Source organism: Aeromicrobium sp. YIM 150415, assembly GCF_016918125.1.
Taxonomy (GTDB): Bacteria; Actinomycetota; Actinomycetes; order Propionibacteriales; family Nocardioidaceae; genus Aeromicrobium; species Aeromicrobium piscarium.
The window spans coordinates 20,081-39,311 of sequence record NZ_JAERWM010000035.1; the positions used below are offsets into that span (position 1 = coordinate 20,081).

16 protein-coding genes are annotated in these 19,231 nt (G+C 69.3%); 3 read left to right on the plus strand and 13 right to left on the minus strand.

From position 1 onward, the window contains the following. Positions 1-29 precede the first annotated feature (29 nt). The 5 genes from JL108_RS19065 to JL108_RS19085 all read right to left on the minus strand — a co-directional run bounded on the left by JL108_RS19065 (position 30) and on the right by JL108_RS19085 (position 5,489). The gene (locus tag JL108_RS19065) at positions 30-1,580 is read right to left on the minus strand and encodes a GTPase (RefSeq protein ID WP_205199683.1); all 1,551 of its coding nucleotides are present in this window, start codon (positions 1,578-1,580) and stop codon (positions 30-32) included. Continuing rightward, positions 1,577-3,292 (minus strand): dynamin family protein, encoded by a 1,716-nt coding sequence (locus tag JL108_RS19070; RefSeq protein ID WP_205199684.1) that lies wholly within the window; start codon positions 3,290-3,292, stop codon positions 1,577-1,579. Before JL108_RS19070 ends, JL108_RS19065 begins: the two co-directional genes overlap by 4 nt. Positions 3,293-3,350: 58 nt before the next feature. Beyond that, on the minus strand, positions 3,351-3,545 hold the full coding sequence (locus JL108_RS19075) for a Trm112 family protein (protein WP_143912981.1): 195 nt from the start codon (positions 3,543-3,545) through the stop codon (positions 3,351-3,353). Between the two features lie 247 nt (positions 3,546-3,792). After that, positions 3,793-5,151 carry a phosphomannomutase/phosphoglucomutase gene (locus JL108_RS19080; protein ID WP_307837330.1) on the minus strand — a complete coding sequence of 453 codons (1,359 nt, stop codon included), beginning with the start codon at positions 5,149-5,151 and terminating at the stop codon, positions 3,793-3,795. Beyond that, entirely contained in the window at positions 5,148-5,489 is a 342-nt protein-coding gene (locus JL108_RS19085; protein ID WP_205199685.1) for a DUF3499 domain-containing protein, read from the minus strand. Before JL108_RS19085 ends, JL108_RS19080 begins: the two co-directional genes overlap by 4 nt. Before the next feature lie 48 nt (positions 5,490-5,537). On the opposite strand from JL108_RS19085, the gene JL108_RS19090 reads away from it, so the two are divergent. Then, positions 5,538-5,981, plus strand: a complete 444-nt coding sequence (locus JL108_RS19090; protein WP_143912983.1) for a metallopeptidase family protein — start codon at positions 5,538-5,540, stop codon at positions 5,979-5,981. 290 nt (positions 5,982-6,271) lie between these two features. On the opposite strand, the gene tuf is transcribed toward JL108_RS19090, so the two are convergent. From tuf to JL108_RS19125, 7 genes are all read right to left on the minus strand, one after another. After that, positions 6,272-7,465, minus strand: coding sequence for an elongation factor Tu (gene tuf, locus JL108_RS19095; protein WP_143912984.1), 1,194 nt, complete (start codon positions 7,463-7,465; stop codon positions 6,272-6,274). Positions 7,466-7,557: 92 nt separating this feature from the next. Further along, complete coding sequence (fusA, locus tag JL108_RS19100; RefSeq protein ID WP_205199686.1) at positions 7,558-9,669, minus strand: elongation factor G; 2,112 nt, start codon at positions 9,667-9,669, stop codon at positions 7,558-7,560. 72 nt (positions 9,670-9,741) lie between these two features. Then, positions 9,742-10,212 carry a 30S ribosomal protein S7 gene (gene rpsG, locus JL108_RS19105; RefSeq protein ID WP_143912986.1) on the minus strand — a complete coding sequence of 157 codons (471 nt, stop codon included), beginning with the start codon at positions 10,210-10,212 and terminating at the stop codon, positions 9,742-9,744. After that, positions 10,212-10,586, minus strand: a complete 375-nt coding sequence (gene rpsL, locus JL108_RS19110; protein ID WP_087622693.1) for a 30S ribosomal protein S12 — start codon at positions 10,584-10,586, stop codon at positions 10,212-10,214. The genes rpsG and rpsL overlap by 1 nt, the downstream gene beginning before the upstream one ends. A 468-nt stretch (positions 10,587-11,054) precedes the next feature. Then, positions 11,055-13,883: an FAD-binding and (Fe-S)-binding domain-containing protein gene (locus JL108_RS19115; RefSeq protein ID WP_307837331.1), complete on the minus strand. Its 2,829-nt coding sequence runs from the start codon at positions 13,881-13,883 to the stop codon at positions 11,055-11,057. A 10-nt stretch (positions 13,884-13,893) separates the two neighbouring features. Then, positions 13,894-14,583, minus strand: a complete 690-nt coding sequence (locus JL108_RS19120; RefSeq protein WP_205199688.1) for a GntR family transcriptional regulator — start codon at positions 14,581-14,583, stop codon at positions 13,894-13,896. Between the two features lie 42 nt (positions 14,584-14,625). After that, positions 14,626-15,915 (minus strand): hydroxyacid-oxoacid transhydrogenase, encoded by a 1,290-nt coding sequence (locus tag JL108_RS19125; RefSeq protein WP_205199689.1) that lies wholly within the window; start codon positions 15,913-15,915, stop codon positions 14,626-14,628. A gap of 145 nt (positions 15,916-16,060) precedes the next feature. On the opposite strand from JL108_RS19125, the gene JL108_RS19130 reads away from it, so the two are divergent. After that, positions 16,061-17,212 carry a hypothetical protein gene (locus JL108_RS19130; RefSeq protein WP_205199690.1) on the plus strand — a complete coding sequence of 384 codons (1,152 nt, stop codon included), beginning with the start codon at positions 16,061-16,063 and terminating at the stop codon, positions 17,210-17,212. A 166-nt stretch (positions 17,213-17,378) separates the two neighbouring features. On the opposite strand, the gene JL108_RS19135 is transcribed toward JL108_RS19130, so the two are convergent. Beyond that, positions 17,379-17,864 carry an NUDIX hydrolase gene (locus JL108_RS19135; RefSeq protein ID WP_205199691.1) on the minus strand — a complete coding sequence of 162 codons (486 nt, stop codon included), beginning with the start codon at positions 17,862-17,864 and terminating at the stop codon, positions 17,379-17,381. 17 nt (positions 17,865-17,881) lie between these two features. Here JL108_RS19135 and JL108_RS19140 point away from each other — a divergent pair, with 17 nt between their 5' ends. Further along, positions 17,882-19,024 carry an acyltransferase family protein gene (locus tag JL108_RS19140; RefSeq protein WP_205199692.1) on the plus strand — a complete coding sequence of 381 codons (1,143 nt, stop codon included), beginning with the start codon at positions 17,882-17,884 and terminating at the stop codon, positions 19,022-19,024. Positions 19,025-19,231: the final 207 nt, after the last annotated feature.

A 19,231-nucleotide genomic window follows, 5' to 3' on the forward strand; every position in this document is an offset into this window, starting at 1 on the left:
GACGTGCGTAAGTCACCGCCCCAGGCGGGTCAGCCGGCCGCGTCGCGCACGCCGGTGCGGAACCGCTCATAGGCGGCGAGCTCGGACTCCATCCGGCCGACGAGCTCGTCGTCGACGACCTGCGCCACGACATCGCGCAGCCGTTGCTCGACCTCTCGCTCACGCCCCCGCGCGGACGCACGCACCGAGGAACGAGCGGCCCAGGTCATCACCAGGCCGCCGATGGCACCGACCGTGGCGACCCACACAGCCAGCGGCAGTCCGATCAGCCGTGGCCCGGACGCCACCACACCGGTGACTCCCAGCACGAACCAGCCGAGTCCGAGAACCAGAGCAGCCAGCAGCACCCACTGCGCCACCGCCACGATCGGCCACCAGCCGGGAGGCGAGGACGGACGCAGGTCGACCGCGCGGACGGCCGCATCGATGCGGTTGACCGTGCCGCCGCTGCCCGACGCCGCCCGGATCATCGAGACCCGCCACGGCTCCGCGGCACCCTGCACCGCCGACTCCGCGGCCTCGCGGATGGCCAGCTCCGCACGCGCCTCCTCGACCGGCGTGGGCCGCAGATCGTCCTCGGCACCCTCGCCGGGGGAAGGCCGGGACCCACGCGATGCTAGTTTCAGCGGCGGCCACTCGGTCGCCGCCGTCCCCGCGCGCAGATGCGCCGCACCCGCCGCCTCGGCCAGCTGGTGCGCACCGGTGCTCTCGTGCAGCGCGTCCACGAGACGCTCCCGGTCACCGCTCTGCAGGCCACGCGGCGCTGCCGCGCCACCCGCGCTCTCCAGGCTCTCGGCCGCGGCGCGTGCCTCGGCGGCCAGACGCACGGCGGCGGCATCCTTCGCCGCTGTGCGCCGCGCGATCTCGGTCCGCAGCTGATCGAGCCCGAGACCCGACCTGGCCGACGTGGCGATGACCGGCACGCCGGTGAGCCCCTCGCGATCGAGGAGACGCCGCAGGTCGGTCAGAGCGATCTGGCGATCGGTCTCGTTCAGGCGGTCGATCTGGTTCATGACCACGACCGTGGTCTCACGGTGGCGCGACAGCGGATGCAGATAGCGCTCGTGGATCGCCGCATCGGCGTACTTCTGGGGATCCAGCACCCACACGAACAGATCGGCGAACTCCACCACCCGATCGACCTCGAGCTGATGGGCGTCCACCACCGAGTCGTGATCGGGCATGTCCAGCAGGACCAGTCCGTCGAAGACCGAATCCGTGTCATCGCCGAGCGGTCCCTGGCGGGTGAGCTGATGGCGCGGCGGCACGCCGATCCAGTCGAGAAGCTCGGAGGCGTCGTTGGGCCCCCAGGTGCAGGCGAGAGTCCACGAGGTGGTGGGGCGCTTGACGCCGACGCCGGCCAGATCGATGCCGCTGAGCGCGTTGAACAGCGACGACTTGCCCGAGCCCGTCGCGCCGCCCAGCGCGACGATCGTGTACTCGGCGGAATTGCGGAGCCGTACCGACGCCCGCGACAACGCGTCGCGGGCCGTCTCGAGCTGGTCATCGCGCAGTCGCCCCTCGGCGGCCGCGACGGCATTCTCCAGGGCCGTGAGCCGATCCTTCAATGGCGTTCTCACAGGCCCTCCTCGGTGTCTCGTCGGATATCGGCGGCCAGCCGGACGGCATCGGTCCGGTTGGCGAGACGCCGCAGGTCACGCTGCGCCGAGCGCACGCTCCGCGGCTCGGGCACGAGGCGGGTGAAGCGATCGGCCTCCGCGTCGAACAACGTCTCGACCCGCCCGGCGAGGTCGGCGGCGGCACGGTCGGCCAGCTCCCGCACGGCGTCCTCGCCGAAGGCCTCCTGCAGGGCTCGTTGCGCGGCGACGGCAGCTCCGATGCCGGCCTCTGTTCCGGTCACCCCGCCAAAACCGGCGAAGACCGCGACCATGAGCGCCACTCCCCCGGCGCTGACTCCGCGTGCGGCGGTCGTGGCCTGCGACGCGGCCTCACCGTCTCGTTCGGCGAGGAGCTCGCGCACGTGCTGCTGCCATTCGCGGCTGACACGCTCGGCCTCCGTCGCGAAACCGTTACCGGCACGTCCGAGATCCTGATATTCGTCCAGGAGCGCCCTCCCGGCGTGATGCGAGGCCCACGCACGCACCGCCTCCTCCGCGGCACGCTCAGCGCGCTCCACGAGGAGCAGCGCGAGACCGCTCCCCAGCACGGAGTCGACGGCCTCGGCGTCCGCGGCGGGCGAGCCGCCGCGCTCCCGGCGCGTGTCGAGGGGACCGCGCAGGCTCAGCAGCTCGCCGTGGGCCGCGAGCTGCTGCCAGCGAGCGAGCACCTCGCCACGCAGCACCGTGCCATCGGTGGCCGACGAGACGGCCTCGTCGCGGGCCCGTCGGTAGACCGACTCGATATCGGCGGTCAACGCATCGGCGGCCTCGGCCTGCTCGTCGAGCTCGTCGGCGAGATCGCGAGCGGTGAAGACATCGTGGCGGATGGCGCCGTGCAAGGTGGCCGCGATGATCGTGCGGCGCCCCACGAGGTCGGCCGCCAGGTCCTGCAACCACAGCACGATCTGGCCGACTTCGTCGAAGGGGAGCATCCCGCGTCCGTCGACGCGTGACTCGCGGACGGTGAACAGCGGCGAGTCCGAGAGCCCCCGCGCCGTCATCATGCGCGCGAGATGCCGCCGGACATCGTCGACTCCCTCGGCCGGCGCTCGGTCCAGCACGACCGCGACCGATGCGCTGCGCTCGGCGGCACGACGCAGGTAGTCCCAGGGCACTTGATCGGCGTACCGCGCGGCCGACGTGACGAACAGCCACAGATCGGCAGCGGCGAGCAGCTGCTCCGCCAGTTCGCGGTTGCCGACGTCGACCGAGTCGATGTCGGGGGCGTCGAGCAGCGCGATGCCCGCCGGCACCGTCGGGCTGCTGATCTGCCGCAGCGCGTAGACCTCCTGCACGTTCTCGTCGGTGCGCTTGAGATCGGGGAGCACGCGGTCGGAGCCGAACCAATCCGCGTCATCGGGATGATGCACGAGCACCGGAGTGCGGGTGGTGGGCCGCAGCACGCCCGAGTCGCTCACATGGCGCCCGACGATCGAGTTGACCAGGGTCGACTTGCCCGCTCCCGTCGATCCCCCGACGACGACCAGCATGGGAGCGTCGAGCCGCTTGAGTCGCGGGACCACGAAATCGGAGAGCTGATCGGCGACCTCGCGGCGCAGCTCCTTCGCGTGGTCGACGCGTGGTGTCGACAGTCGCAGCGGGACGGTACGCACGGCGCCGAGCAGGTCCTCGGTGGCGGTCAGCAGTTCGCCGATGCCGGGTTCGCTGGCCACCCTCAACTCCTCGCGCCTGGACTTGGTGTCATCGTGTCAAGACTATGCGACGCGGCGATCAACCGGGCGCATTCGCCGCAGGATCGGGCAGCGAACGTGCCTCATCGACCAGCATGATCGCGATGTCGTCGCGGACCGGGTAGGCCAGCGCGCACGCATTGCACACCAGCTCATCCGCGTCGGCGTCCACGAAGAGCGTGGAACGACACTGGGGACACACGAGGATCTCCAGAAGCGCGGGGTCGAGGTTCATGGGTCCAGCCTAGGGCGTGTCGCGGAAGTCCGCGTGAGTGGCCCGGACGGCATCCGCGCCCGGCTGACAATCCCCCGCAAGCGGGTGGTACCCCCACCGAGGGCCGAAGCCATACCAGTGTCGTCTCGCGAGGACCGAGAACGCCGTCAGACGGGATGCGGGGCCGTTCGGACGCCGCGGGGGCTTCGGCGAGACGCCCAGGGGCGTACGGTGCCTCGCCCGGGGAGGCGCACCACCCCGTCGACGGTCAGGAGCGGATCAGCTCGAGCAGATCGTCGCGCACCCGCTCCATGGTGGGCGTGTCATCGGCCTCGACATTGAGACGCAGCAGCGGCTCGGTATTGGAGGCCCGGACGTTGAACCACCAGGTGTCGGCGGTGACGGTGAGGCCGTCCAGCTCGTCGAGGGCGTAGCTGCCGTAGCGCTCACGCAGCGTCACGAGCACGGCCTGCTGGTCGGCCACGGTGCTGTTGATCTCGCCCGAGGCCGTGTACCGCTCGTAGGACGCCATCAACGCCGACAACGGCTGATCGGTCTCGGCGAGCGCCGCCAGCACGTGCAGCGCGGCCACCATGCCCGAGTCGGCCAGGTAGAAGTCGCGGAAGTAGAAGTGGCCCGAGTGCTCGCCGCCGAACACCGCATCCGTGCGTGCCATCTCGGCCTTGATGAGCGAGTGACCGACCGGCGTGCGGACGGGGACGCCCCCGGACTCGCGCACGATCTCCGGCACGGCACGCGAGCAGATGACATTGTGCAGGATCGTGGCACCCGGGTGATCGGCGAGATGCCGCGCGGCGATGAGCGCCGTGATCGCGGACGGCGAGACGGGTTCACCGCGTTCGTCGATCACGAAACACCGGTCGGCATCGCCGTCGAAAGCGAGTCCCAGGTCGGCGCCCTGATCGCGGACCGCGGCCTGCAGATCGACGAGCGTGGAGGGATCCAGCGGGTTGGCGTCGTGATTCGGGAAGCTGCCGTCGAGCTCGAAGTACATGGCGCTCAGCCGGATCGAGGGGAGGCCGTCGAAGACCGCGGGAACGGTGTGACCGGCCATGCCGTTGCCGGCATCGGCCACCACCGCCAGAGGCCGGTCGCCGACCGGCACGAGCCGGTGCAGCAGGTCGGCGTACTCGCTGAGGAAGTCGCGCTCGGTGCGGGTTCCGCGCGGCTCCGCGGGCTCGGCGCCCAGGTGCTCGCTCGCGAGCTCGGCGATGGCGCGCAGGCCGGTGTCGAAGCCGATCGGGCGTGCCCCCGCTCGGCACAGCTTCAGTCCGTTGTACTGGGCCGGGTTGTGGCTCGCCGTCACCATCACGCCCGCTACGTCCAGGCGCCCGGAAGCTGCGTAGAGCTCATCGGTCGAGGCGAGGCCGATATCGACGATGTCTCCCCCGCGGGAACGGATACCGTCGCCGACGGCCCTCGCGAGGCCCGGGGAGGATGAGCGCATGTCGTGGCCGATCACCGCCGCACCACGGCCCTCGCTGATGCCGACCTCGTCGGCGAAGGCGCTGCCGAGGGCGCGCGCGACCGGCTCGGAGAGCTGTTGGGGTGCCAGCCCGCGCACATCGTAGGCCTTGACGATGGGGGACAGCGCGGGATCGATCACGGGTGGTCAGGCCTCACGAGACGCAGGGATGGACGGGGCGGTTCGGCCGGCTCCTGGGTGACCGGGCGGGTGCCCACCTCGCGCACCGCCTCGGCGAGGGCGACGAGATCGTCGACCGAGGGTTCGGGCGGCTCGGCGGTGGCCGACGCCAGCCGCACCACCTGCCAGCCTTGGGGTGCGGAGAGACGGGTCGCATGCTCGGCGCACAGGTCATAGGAGTGCGGTTCGGCGTACGTGGCCAGCGGACCGAGGATGACGACCGAGTCGCCGTAGTCGTAGGTGAGCGTCGCGACAGCGGCCTGTGAACAGCCTGTGCGCGTGCATCGTCTCGGTCCCACGTCCCGAGGATATCCGGCGGGTCAGACGCCGGGCGATAGGCTCACCGCATGCCCGGCTCCCGCCGTCCCGTCCACGGTCCTCGTCCCGGTCGCCCGCGCGACCGACGGGGTCGCGGTCCTCGGGGACCGCTGTCGCTGGCGGGCCCCCTCTCCCCGCGCGGCGTGCCGGCCGACCGGACGCCGCGGCAGTCCTTCGACCTCGTCGTGACCGATGTCCTCGCGAGCCTGCAGCGGCAAGAGCCGCCCGCCGCCCCGCCGGTCGAGGTCGTCGTCGAGGAGGCACCGCTGCTTCCCGGTGACTGGACCGATGCCGTCCCCACGAGCAGCATCAACCCGCGTGGGGCCGGACATCGGATCGTGATCTACCGGCTGCCGATCACGACCCGCGCACGAACCCCTGAGGAGCTGACCCTCCACGTGGTCGATGTCTTGCTGCACCGGCTCGCCGATGCCTGGGACGTCTCCCCCGACGACCTCGACCCGCCCACCTGACCAACCCCGACCCCGCACCGGGCGGTGAGCAGTCAACCACCCCGGCTCGCTCGATCCGCCGAGCCTTCGGCGAGTGGTGCACCTTCGCCCTCCTACCCTCGGCTCGAGGGCGAATTGCCACCACTCGCGGGCACCATGCCACCACCCGCGAGACGACGGTCGCGACGCCACCTGCCCGGCCGGGGACATGACGAAGCCCCCGGGTCCGATGGACCCGGGGGCTTCGTCAGCAGATCAGCGTGTCGAGATCCTTGGATCGAGTGATCCGAGGAACGAGGATCGTACCGAGATCACTTGAGGATCTTGGTGACACGACCGGCGCCGACGGTACGGCCGCCCTCGCGGATAGCGAAGCGCAGGCCGTCCTCCATGGCGATCGGCTGGATGAGCTGCACCGACATCTCGGTGTTGTCACCCGGCATGACCATCTCGGTGCCCTCGGGCAGCGTGACGACGCCCGTGACATCCGTGGTCCGGAAGTAGAACTGCGGACGGTAGTTGTTGAAGAACGGCGTGTGACGGCCACCCTCGTCCTTGGACAGGATGTACACCTGGCCCTCGAACTCCGTGTGAGGAGTCGTGGTGCCCGGAGCGATCACGACCATGCCGCGCTCGACATCCTCGCGCTTGGTGCCGCGCAGGAGCAGACCGACGTTCTCGCCCGCCTGGCCCTCGTCGAGGAGCTTGCGGAACATCTCGATGCCGGTGACCGTGGTGGTCTGCTTGTCGTCGCGGATACCGACGATGTCGACGGTGTCGTTGACCTTGACCACGCCGCGCTCGATACGGCCGGTGATGACCGTGCCGCGACCGGTGATGGTGAAGACGTCCTCGACGGGCATGAGGAACGGCTTGTCCGTCTCACGCTCGGGAGTCGGGATGTACTCGTCGACCGCGTTCATGAGCTCGAGGACCGACTCGGCCCACTTCTCGTCACCCTGCAGCGCCGGGTGAGCGGCGACGCGCACGACCGGCACGTTGTCGCCATCGAAGTCCTGATCGCTCAGGAGCTCACGGACCTCCATCTCGACGAGCTCGAGGATCTCCTCGTCGTCGACCATGTCGCACTTGTTGAGCGCGACGACCATGGCGGGAACGCCGACCTGGCGGGCCAGGAGGACGTGCTCACGGGTCTGGGGCATCGGGCCGTCGGTGGCCGCGACCACGAGGATCGCACCGTCCATCTGCGCCGCGCCGGTGATCATGTTCTTGACGTAGTCGGCGTGACCGGGGCAGTCGACGTGGGCGTAGTGACGGTTCTCCGTCTGGTACTCCACGTGCGCGATCGAGATCGTGATGCCGCGCTGACGCTCTTCGGGCGCCTTGTCGATCATGTCGAATGCGGACGCCTCGTTGAGGTCCGGGTACTTGTCGTGCAGCACCTTGGTGATCGCCGCGGTCAAGGTGGTCTTGCCGTGGTCGATGTGACCGATGGTGCCGATGTTCATGTGCGGCTTGGTCCGCTCGAACTTCGCCTTAGCCACTTGGGGCTCCTCCTGGATTGATTGTTGCTGTTGAACGCCGTGTGGTCACCCGCGGACGAGTACCTCAGGCCACCTTAATGGATGGTCCGCTGTTACTCGCCGCGGGCCTTCTTGATGATCTCTTCCGCCACGGCCTTCGGAACCTCGGCATAAGAGTCAAACTGCATCGAGTACGAGGCGCGGCCCGAGGTCTTGGACCGCAGATCGCCGACGTAGCCGAACATCTCGGACAACGGAACCAGGGCCTTGACCAGCTTGGCTCCGCCGTATCCCTCTTCCATGGACTGAACCTGTCCACGGCGGGAGTTGATATCGCCGATCACATCGCCCATGTAGTCCTCGGGCGTCGTGACCTCGACCGCGAACATGGGCTCGAGGAGGACCGGGTCGGCCTTGCGAGCGGCCTCCTTGAAGGCCATGTTGCCGGCCAGCTTGAACGCGAGCTCGCTGGAGTCGACGTCGTGGTAGGCGCCGTCCTCGAGGGTGACCTTGACGTCGACCATCGGGTAGCCGGCGAGCACGCCGAACTCCATGGCGCCCTGCGCGCCCTGGTCGACCGAGGGGATGTACTCCTTCGGCACGCGGCCGCCGGTGACCTCGTTGACGAACTCGTAGCCGCCCTCGCCGCCGGCATCGGCCCCGTTGGGCGCGACGCCGATGACGACCTTGGCGAACTGGCCCGAGCCACCGGTCTGCTTCTTGTGCGTGTAGCTGTGACCGGTGATCGTCTTGCGGATGGTCTCGCGGTAGGCGACCTGCGGCTTGCCGACATTGGCCTCGACGCGGAACTCGCGCTTCATGCGGTCCACGAGGATGTCGAGGTGGAGCTCGCCCATGCCGGCGATGATGGTCTGGCCGGTCTCCTCGTCGGTGTGGACCTGGAAGGTCGGGTCCTCCTCGGCGAGCTTCTGGATCGCGACGCCGAGCTTCTCCTGGTCGCTCTTGGTCTTGGGCTCGATGGCGACCTGGATGACCGGATCGGGGAAGGTCATCGACTCCAGCACGATCGGGTGCGCGGAATCGGCGAGCGTCTCACCGGTGGTGGTGTCCTTGAGGCCCATGACGGCCACGATCTGCCCGGCGCCGACGGACGCGATCTCCTCGCGCTTGTTGGCGTGCATCTGGTAGATCTTGCCGATCCGCTCCTTGCGGCCCTTGGTGACGTTGAGCACCTGGGTGCCGGCCTCGAGACGGCCGGAGTAGACGCGCACGAAGGTCAGCTTGCCCAGGTGCGGGTCCGTGGCGATCTTGAAGGCCAGGCCGGCGAAGGGGGCGTCCTCCGACGGGGGACGCGTGTCCTCGAGGGACTCGTCCTTGGCGTCGTGGCCCTTGACGTCGCCGACATCGATCGGCGAGGGCAGGAAGTCGACGACCGCGTCGAGCAGGGGCTGGACGCCCTTGTTCTTGAAGGCGGTGCCGCACAGCACGGGGTTGAGGGCGGTCGACAGCGTGGCGCGACGGATCGCGGCCTTCAGCTGATCGACGCTGATGTCCTCGCCCTCGAGGTACAGCTCAGCGATCTCGTCGTCGACATCGGAGAGGGTCTCCAGCAGGGCCTCGCGGGCCTCGGCGGCACGATCGGCGAGATCGGCGGGGATCTCCTCGATGTCGTAGTCCTCGCCGATGCTCGTCTCGCCGCGCCAGGTCAGCGCGCGCATGCCGACGAGGTCGACGACGCCGATGAAGTCCGACTCGGCGCCGATCGGCAGCTGCAGGACCAGCGGGGTCGCACCGAGGCGCTCGCGGATGGTCTTGACGCAGAAGTCGAACGAGGCGCCCGTGCGGTCGAGCTTGTTGACGAAGCACATGCGCGGCACGCCGTACTTGTCGGCCTGACGCCAGACGGTCTCGGACTGCGGCTCGACACCGGCGACGCCGTCGAACACCGCGACCGCGCCGTCGAGGACGCGCAGCGAGCGCTCGACCTCGACGGTGAAGTCGACGTGCCCGGGGGTGTCGATGATGTTGATCTGGTTGTTCTTCCACCAGCAGGTCGTCGCGGCGGACGTGATGGTGATGCCGCGCTCCTGCTCCTGCTCCATCCAGTCCATGGTGGCGCCACCGTCGTGCACCTCACCGATCTTGTAGGTGATGCCGGTGTAGAAGAGGATGCGCTCGGTCGTGGTCGTCTTACCGGCATCGATGTGCGCCATGATGCCGATATTGCGGACGCGCTTGAGATCAGTGGTGATATCTGTTGCCACGAGTTTGGTTGCTTTCCTTGGTTGCGGAGCAGGTGACCGGTGCGGCGCGGTGGAGCCGCACCGGAACGGCGATTACCAGCGGTAGTGGGCGAAGGCCTTGTTGGCGTCGGCCATCTTGTGCGTGTCCTCGCGCTTCTTGACGCTGGCGCCGAGGCCGTTGCTGGCGTCGAGGAGCTCGTTCATCAGGCGCTCGGACATCGTCTTCTCACGACGCTCGCTGGAGTACTTGATGATCCAGCGCAGCGCGAGGGTGGTCTGACGGGCCGGACGGACGTCGACGGGGACCTGGTAGGTCGCGCCACCGACGCGGCGGCTCTTGACCTCGAGGCTCGGCTTGACGTTGTCGAGCGCGCGCTTGAGGGTGATGACCGGATCGGTGCCGGTCTTCTCGCGGGTGCCTTCGAGCGCGCCGTAGACGATGCGCTGAGCGACCTGCTTCTTGCCGTCCAGGAGGACCTTGTTGATCAGCTGGGTGACCAGCTGGCTGCCGTAGACCGGATCGGTCTCGATGGCACGCTTGGGAGCGGGGCCCTTACGAGGCATCAGCTCTTCTCCTTCTTCGCGCCGTAGCGGCTGCGAGCCTGCTTGCGGCCCTTGACGCCCTGGGTATCGAGCGAGCCGCGGATGATCTTGTAACGAACACCCGGCAGGTCCTTCACACGACCACCGCGCACGAGCACGATCGAGTGCTCCTGGAGGTTGTGGCCCTCGCCGGGAATGTAGGCAGTGACCTCGGTCCCGCTGGAGAGCCGCACACGAGCAACCTTGCGCAGCGCCGAGTTGGGCTTCTTGGGCGTCGTGGTGTACACGCGGGTGCACACGCCTCGCCGCTGGGGCGAACCCTTGAGAGCTGGCGTGCTGTTCTTGGCCACCTTGGTCTCACGACCCTTGCGGACCAACTGGTTGATCGTGGGCACTACATGCTTCTTTCTGCTGACCGATGTTGTTGCCTGAAAAGGTGACGCGGGCGTTGGTGACACGCTTCTTCATCGCCGGGCACACGCGTCGGCCTGATAGGAATCAGGCACAGCGCAATAGCCTACCGGAGGCGATCAGACGGGTCAAAATCGCGGTACCCGTCACCAGCTGCCAGTCTACGTGGTGACCCCAATCGTCCCGCCGCGCGGGGGCGGATTCCGGGAGCCGGCGAAGGAGCGCCAGCGACGGAAGCGCCGCAAGGCGGCCCGCCCCGTGGCGGTAGACCACCAACGCTACGTAGCCCGCCCCCCATCTTCGGCGGTAGCTCATCAACCCCATTCCGGACCGATGAGGTTGACCACGTACCTCCGTCGAGTGCGTAAGGTTGACCAGCTACCGCCACCGAAGGACGGCTCAGTGCGACTGTCGGGCCGGCGACTCGGCCGACATGCCCAGAGCTTGTCGACTCACCTGGTCTCTCGGTCCAGTAGCTCGGCCAAGTGCAGGCTGTGGACGTCGGTGAGGTCGTCGATCTGGGTGCGGCAGCTGAAGCCGTCGGCGAGCACGATCGCTCCGGGCGGCGCTTCACGCAGCGCCGGCAGCAATTCGGTCTCGGCGACCGCCACCGACACCTCGTAGTGTCCCTTCTCGACACCGAAGTTGCCCGCCAGCCCGCAACACCCACCGAGCCGGGTGACGGTCGCGCCCATCCGCTCCAGCAGCGCGAGATCGGGATCGAAGCCGAGGACCGAGGCGTGGTGGCAGTGCGGCTGCACCACGACGGTGCGGCCGGTGAGATCGGGCGCCTCCCACTCCTCGTCCCGCGCCAGCAGCTCGGCGAGGGTGAACACTCCCCCGGCGACCTCAGCGGCTCGCGGATCGTCGAGCAGCTCCACAGCATCCGACCTCAGCACCGCCAGGCACGACGGTTCCAGGCCCACCACCGGCACGCCGGCGGCGACATAGCCGTGCAGCTGCTCCACCGCACGACCGACGAGCTCCCGGGCCGCGTCGAGCTGCCCCGTGCTGATCCAGGTGAGCCCGCAGCACTGCGGCCGTTCGAGCAGCTCGACCGTGTAACCCGCGCGCTCCAGCACGTCGACCGCGGCGCGGCCCGAGGCGGTGGAGAAGTACTCGGTGAACGAGTCGGCCCACAACAGCACCCGCTTGCCGCCGGCGGACCCGCGACGCTCCCCCAGCTCGCGGGTGAGCGTCCGGGTCGCGAACCGCGGCAGCCCTCGGCGCTGATCGACCCCGGCGACCCAGCGCGCCAGATGCACGATGCCCGGCACGCGCAACGCGATATTGGTCAGGCGGGCGAACGGAGCGCCGATCCTCGCCCAGAACGGCAGCCTGCCGAGCAGATAGTGGCTGCGGGGACGGCGGCGACCTCGATAGGTCTGATGGAGCACCTCGGCCTTGTAGGTGGCCATGTCGATCCCGGTCGGACAGTCGCTGAGGCACCCCTTGCAGGACAGGCAGAGGTCGAGGGCCTCGTGGACCTCCGGGCTGCTCCAGCCGCCGGTCACCTGGCGACCGTCGACCATCTCCTGGAGCACCCGGGCGCGCCCACGGGTGGAGTCCTTCTCATCTCGCGTCGCCTGGAAGGACGGGCACATGACTCCGCCACTGGCCTGATTGGCGGCGAGGCACTTGCCGACACCCGTGCAGCGGTGCACGGCCGCACCGAAGCTGCCGTCATCGTGCACGAGGCGCAGACCGCCCGGGCGCGCGGACGGCATGCCGAGGTCCCACGTACGGTGCTGGCCACGCAGATCGGCGTCGAGCGGACGTGGGTCGACGAGGACGCCGGGATTGAGCAGCGAGTCCGGATCGAAGAGGTGCTTGACTCTGCCGAGCAGCGACATCGCCTCGGGCGAGTACATCAGCGGCAGCAGCTCCGATCGGGCCCGCCCGTCACCGTGCTCGCCGGAGAAGGAGCCGCCGTGCGAGGCGGCGAGCCGGGCGGCGTCGAAGAGGAAGTCGCGGAAGACCGCATGCCCGCCGCTCGCGTCGAGATCGAAGTCGATGCGGACGTGCACACATCCGTCGCCGAAGTGACCGAACGGCACTCCCTGGACCTCGTACTCACGCATCAGCGCCTCGAACTCGCGCACGTAGGCGCCGAGATGCTCCGGCGGGACCGCGGCGTCCTCCCAGCCCGAGAGCGCAGGGCGGTCCAGGGCGCGTCCGGCGAGTCCCGCACCCTCCTCGCGGATGCGCCAGAGCACGCCCTGCTCGGCCGGGGACGTGACATGGCGGTGTCCGAGGGCGTTGGCGGCCCGCACGACCTTCGCCCCACGGTCCGCGAGCTCCGCCGGATCGTCTCCGGACAGCTCCACGTAGAGGTATCCGCCGCCATCGGGCAGATCCGGCACCGACGCCGGTCCCTTGGCAGCGCGGAACACCTCGACGATGCGAGCGCCCAGTCCCTCGCAGGCGGTCGGCGAGAACGGCAGGACGGCGGGGGTGTCGTCTGCCGCCTCCGCCATCGAGGGATAGGCCAGGACCACCAGGTGACGGTGACTCGGCGTGCGGACGAGGTCGACGGTGGCGCCGAGGGTGAGCGCGAGCGTCCCCTCGGTGCCGGCCATGAAGGAGCCCGCGTCGAACTGCCGTTCCGGCAGCAGGTGCTCGAGGCTGTAGCCGGAGACCTGGCGGCCGAAGCGGCCGAACTCGGTGCGGATCGTGGCCAAATCGGTGCCAACCAGGTCGCGCAACCGGGTGAGCGTCGGCGAGTCGACCGGCACGTCCCGCCCGGCCTGGAAACGCTCGCCTCCGATCGTGAGCAGATCGAGTGCCGCGACATTGTCGGCGCTCCGGCCGTAGCCGAGGGCACGATTGCCGCAGGCGTTGTTGGCGATCATCCCGCCGACGGTGCAGCGCGTGTGAGTCGACGGATCCGGGCCGTAGCGCAGCCCATGCGGCGCGGCGGCTCGCTGGAGCACCGCGTGCACGACACCTGGCTGCACCTCGGCGGTGCCCGTGGCGGGATCGATCGCCAGGACGCGGTTCATGTGCCGGCTGAAGTCGAGGACGATGCCCGTGCCGACCGCGTTGCCGGCGATGGACGTGCCCGCGCCGCGTGCCGTGATGGGGGTGCCGGTGGCAGCGGCGACCGAGGCGACCGCCATCACCTCGTCGATGTCGTGGGGCCTGACCACCACGTCGGGCACGACGCGATAGAGCGAGGCGTCCGTGCTGTAGAGCGCGCGAGTGAGCGAGGAGTCGTCGACATCCCTCAGTCCTGCACGGCGCAACTCGGCGGCCACGTCGAGAGCGAGCCCAGTCGTCATGAGTAGCATGCTACTCGCCTGAGGGGCTCCGCAGTCGTTCGGCCCAGGTCTCGTCGATCTCTCCCTCGGACAGCTGGCGCATGAGCAATGTGCCGGTATGCACGAGGTGCTCCCGCATCGCCCGCGCCGCCGCGGCGGGCTCCGCCGCACAGACCGCTGCCACGATCGCATCGTGTTCCCCGGCGATATCGCGCGTGGTGCGTGAACGGCCGATCGTGGAGGCACCGCGCACGTGAATGAGATCGCGCAGGCGCTCGATCTCGGCGACCAGGTGCCGATTGCCGACCGCCGAGGCGATCAGCGCATGCAACCGTCGATCGGCCACGCCGAAGGCGGTGGTGTCGTCGGTGGCCGCGAGCTCGTGCAGCCGAGCGGAAGCCTCCTTGAGCTCCACCAGCAGCGCCTCGTCGGCGGAGCCGGCCGCATGGGCCGCCGCCGGGACCTCGATGAGCAAGCGCAGTTCGAAGACATCGCGGACATCCTCGGCGGTCACGCCGCGGATCCGGATGCCACGGTTCCGCTCGACGGTGACGAGCCCGGCATCGGCCAATCGGAGCACGGCCTCGCGCACCGGAGTACGGGAGACGCCGAGCTCGCCGGCGAGCTGGTAGACCGAATGCCGCGTGCCGGCTGCCAGCTCCCCGGAGAGGATCGAGGCACGCAGCATCGCGAAGACCCGCTCCGTCGTCGTCTGCCGCACGCTGTCATCATCCCACCGCGGGGGCGGAGCAGCGCTCGGCGGCTACCAGAGTTCGAGGGACGAGGACAGGATCGCGGCGGCGTCGTCCTCGGTCACGGCCTTGGGCGCGGTGGTCAGCAGACGCTGCTGCTTGAGCGTGCCCTCGACGAGCGCCGGCACATCGTCCCCGCCGAACCCGATCTCGGCCAGGCCATTGGGGATGCCGACATCGCGCATGATCGAGCGCAGAACCGCCGGCAGCAGCTCGGCGGGATCATCGGCGCGGGCATCGGGGTCGAGCAGCCGTGCCGCCCGCACATGCCGGTCCGGATCGGCCTCGAAGGTGAAGGCGAACGCTGCGGGCGCGGTGAGCGACACGGCCATGCCGTGAGGCACCATCGCGTGGTCGGCGTCGTAGCCCTCGGGCCGGAAGCCCTCGGGAACCTGGCCGGCGATCGGGTAGGCATTGGCGTGCGGGATGTGGACGCCGGCATTGCCGAACCCCAGACCCGCGAAGGTCGCCGCGAGCGCCATCTGCTCACGGGCCCGCTCGTCGTCACCGTGGCGTACGGCGTTGCGGAAGGAATCCGCCATCAGGCTCAGGGACTTCTCGGCCCAGAGATCGGCGATCGGATTGGCGCCGCAGTAAGGCACCCGCTCATGGGCCTGCTTGTGCTCATAGGAGGTGTACGGGCGGGCCGTGTAGCTCTCCAGCGCGTGACAGAGGATGTCGAGGCCGGCGGCAGCCGTGACGCCAGCGGGCTGCGTCATCGTCAGCTCTGGATCGACCACGGCGAAGGCCGGGCGCAGCCGCGCGTGCGAGATGCCGCTCTTGACGTGCTGGCTGATGACGTCGAGCACGCAGATGGTGGTGCTCTCGCTGCCGGTGCCCGTGGTGGTCGGCACGGCGATGAGCGGCAACAGCGGGTGCTCCGGCGCGCGCCCGCCGCCGACGGGAGCGTTGACATAGTCCATGAGCTCGCCGTCATTGGTCAGCAGGAGGTTGACGGCCTTGGCGGTGTCGATGCTGCTGCCGCCGCCGAGGGCGATGACCGCGTCGAAGGGCGCGGCTGCCCGTGCGAACTCGACGGCGTCGATCAGGCTGGCATCGGTCGGCTCGACCCGCGACCGGTCGTACAGCACGGCCTCGCCACCGGACTGCTCGATGCTGCTCACCAGCTCGGCCGGGGCCCCGGTGGCGGCGACCTGCGGGTCGCTCACGACCAGTACCCGGCGGGCACCGAGCTGGGCGATGTCATGCGCGATCTCATGGCGCGCCCCGCGCCCGAACTTCAACTGAGGCGCTCCGTAGGTGAAGACGGTCTCGGGATGGTCGGGGACGAAGCTCGACACAGGGTGCTCCTTCGACGGCTGCCGGTGTGCCTGCAGGATACGCACGCGGACGCCTCGGCGAGCGCCTCACCCCGGTGCGCGTCGACGGTTATGCGACACCCCCTAGTCTTGTGCGGAGTCGAACAAGCACGAGCGCGAGGTGGACATGTACCGCAGGCTGACCGTCGCCGCAGGCCTTTTCGCCGCACTGGTGGCGGTGACCGCCTGCGATCCGGGGTCTCCTTCGCCGAACCCCACCGCGACCGCGTCCTCGACGGAGGACTCGAACGAGGACCGCGTCGAGAGCCACGAGTCCGGTCCCGAGAGTCCTATCGTCTACGGGATGGTGGTGCCGCGCGGCGCGGTGCAGCTCGGCCCCCTCGCGCGGGTTCGCAGTGAGGACCTGGTCAACACCTACCGCCCCGATCTGGAGGCCGTGCTCGCCGAGAAGGCCGCGGAGGAGGCGGCCGAGAACGAGACCGATCCCCCGGACGAGGCGACTCCGGAGGAGGAGGCCAGCCCCACTCCGACGCCGACGCCCACCGATGTCCGCCCCGAGCGCGACACCTTCGCCGATCTGGAGGACCCGCCGCGACCGGACAGCGTGATCTCGGTGATGCGCATCGACGACGACCCGACCACCGTGACCCGGGCGATGCTCGCCCAGATCGCCGCGCTGCTGCCCGATGAGGAGATCGTCACCGACGACCTCAGCGAGTACTGCACCGCCGAGAACGATCGCATCGATCACTGCGGGGTGGACGTGACCGGCACGACCCCCGGCGACCGCGAGGTGCGCGTGCAGCTCGATATCGACCCCGGCGACGTGCAGACGCGCACCGGCAACGCGTACTCCCAGGAGCACCCGGTGATGGTGCTCGAGGTGTCCTACGTCGGCGACCCGCGCGAGGGCCAGGAGAACACCGAGTCCGAGCAGCTCGGCGACCTCCCCTCGATCGACACACCCGAGGAGTCGGGACTGATCTGGCCCAAGATGGACGTGGACGCGCCCGGCGACGGCCCCCTGCTCGGCGAGTGGGCGGCGCCGGAGGACGACACCGTCCTGCTCACCGGCAGCGACCCCGCCTTCGCCTTGACCTTCTCGCTGCGCTCCACCGAGGGGGCGGCGGTGGCCCAGGGCTACATCACCGACATGACCGGTGTCGAGGAGCCCGCACGCGATGTCGTGGCCGATCTCAACGAGGTCATCGCGGTGTACACGGCTCAGGCCCCGGATGGCACCACCGCGCGGGCCGTGCATGTGGTGTCCGCGCGCGGCAACTACGTCTTCCTGTTCGCCGAGCCGCCAGCCCAGTAGGCCCGCCCTTCTCGCGTGGGCGGCGGTACGTCGTCAACCCCACCGAGCCCGCGCCCCGGGCCAGCGGTAGACCATCAACCCCATCGAGGCACCGATAACGTTGCTGACCTACCCCCACACGCGACGAGAGGTTGATGACCTACCGCCACCGGGCGCGGCGACTCGGTCAGCGGTAGTCGCCGAGGCGCTCGAGGACGTAGTCGACGACCGGCAACGTCCACATGCCGGGGACCTCGCCGAGCGGCACCCAGAGAGCCTGCTCGGTCGTGCCGTCGACCTCCACGACCCGCGGCTCGACTCCGGGCACGATGTCGACGGCGTACAGCACGTGGACACCGTGATAGTCCTCGTATCGGTCGTCGCGCCCGTGGTCGACGATGTGCAGGGAGTGGATGTCGACGAGGCGGACCGTCCGCGCCCGCTGAGCCGTCTCCTCGTAGAGCTCGCGCCGCACGGCATCGTGCGGGGACTCTCCGTGATCGACTCCTCCGCCGGGAAGCGCCCAGGCCGTCGCCGGATAGCCGCGGGCCGAGATCTGGGTGAGCAGCAGCTCGCCGGGGTCGCGGACGATCACCGCGTAGGCGCCGAGCCGCTGTGTGCGGTGCGCGTCCCCGATGCCCGTTCCGGTCGTGGAGCCGTCTTCGGAAGTCACCGCTAGAGTCAACCACGATGTCCCCACTGAGTCCCCTCCCGCATGCCGAGCGATCCGGACCCCGCGAACGGATCGCCTATCTCGACAACGCACGATTCTGGGTCATGCTGCTCGTGGTCATCGGGCACTTCCTCACCGATCTGGTCGTCATGGACTCCGCGCGTGGGCTCTACACGTGGATCTACCTGTTCCACATGCCCTTCTTCGTGCTCATCTCGGGCTACACGGCGCGTCACTATGTGGGCGACTTCCGCCAGGTGCGCCGGATCGTCTCCACCCTGATCGTGCCCTATCTGATCGTCGAGACGGCGCTGCAGCTGATGACCTGGCACTACGATCGCGACCCCGAGCGGCTGATGATCCTGTCACCGCAGTGGGTGGGCTGGTTCCTCGCCGCGCTCTTCGTCTGGCGGCTCACGACACCGATCTGGCGGGCCTTGAAGTACCCGATCACGACCTCGATCATCATCTCCCTCGCGGCCGGCATGATCGAGATCCCCAACACTCTGGCCCTGCATAAGGTGCTCGGGTTCCTGCCGTTCTATGTCATCGGCCTGCACTTCAACCGCGAGCTCTTCCTGCGGCTCACCACACTCAAGTACCGGGTGATCGGCGCCGCGCTTCTCCTGGGATCGCTGGTCTTCTGCCTGGCCTTCGCCAGCCACCTGACGGTCATGAGCCGCTGGCTGCTGTGGCGCGTGCGCTACGACGAGCTCGGTGTCTCGCTCGTGGAGGGCGTCCTCGTGCGCGGTCTGCTCATCGCCGCTGGGCTCGTGCTGGCGCTGTCGGCGCTGGCACTCGTCCCCCGGGCGAAGTCCTGGACGACCGATCTCGGCTCGCGGACGCTCTACGCGTACCTGCTGCACGGCTTCGTCATCATCTGGCTGGATCGCCAGTTCGGCCTGTGGGCCGCCATCGAGCCCTACGGAGCGGTCGCCGTGCTCGGCTGCGTGGCGGTCGGCGCGGTCCTTGCCATCGTGCTGATGACCAAGCCGGTCGGCACCCTGTTCCGTCCGATCTTCGAGCCCAAGCTCACGTGGATGTTCCGCGACCCGTCCCAGGATGTGCACCACCCGCAGTCGGACGTGCCGGTCTGGAAGCAGCCGCGCGATCCGCGTGATGAGCCCCCGCAGCCTCCCCTCATGCGCGTCATCCGCTGAGCCGGGCTCGCTCCGCAGCATTCCGGTGTCGACGCACCACCCGCTGCGGGTGGCGGTGCGTCATCAACCTCTCGCCCCGCCTGGAGGTAGGCCAGCAACCTCTCGTCCCGGGTGGCGGTAGACCAGCAACGTTATCGGGCGCCGGTGGGGTTGATGGCGTACCGCCGCTGCGGAGGCAGGTGCCGACATCGCCTCGCCTCGCCTCGC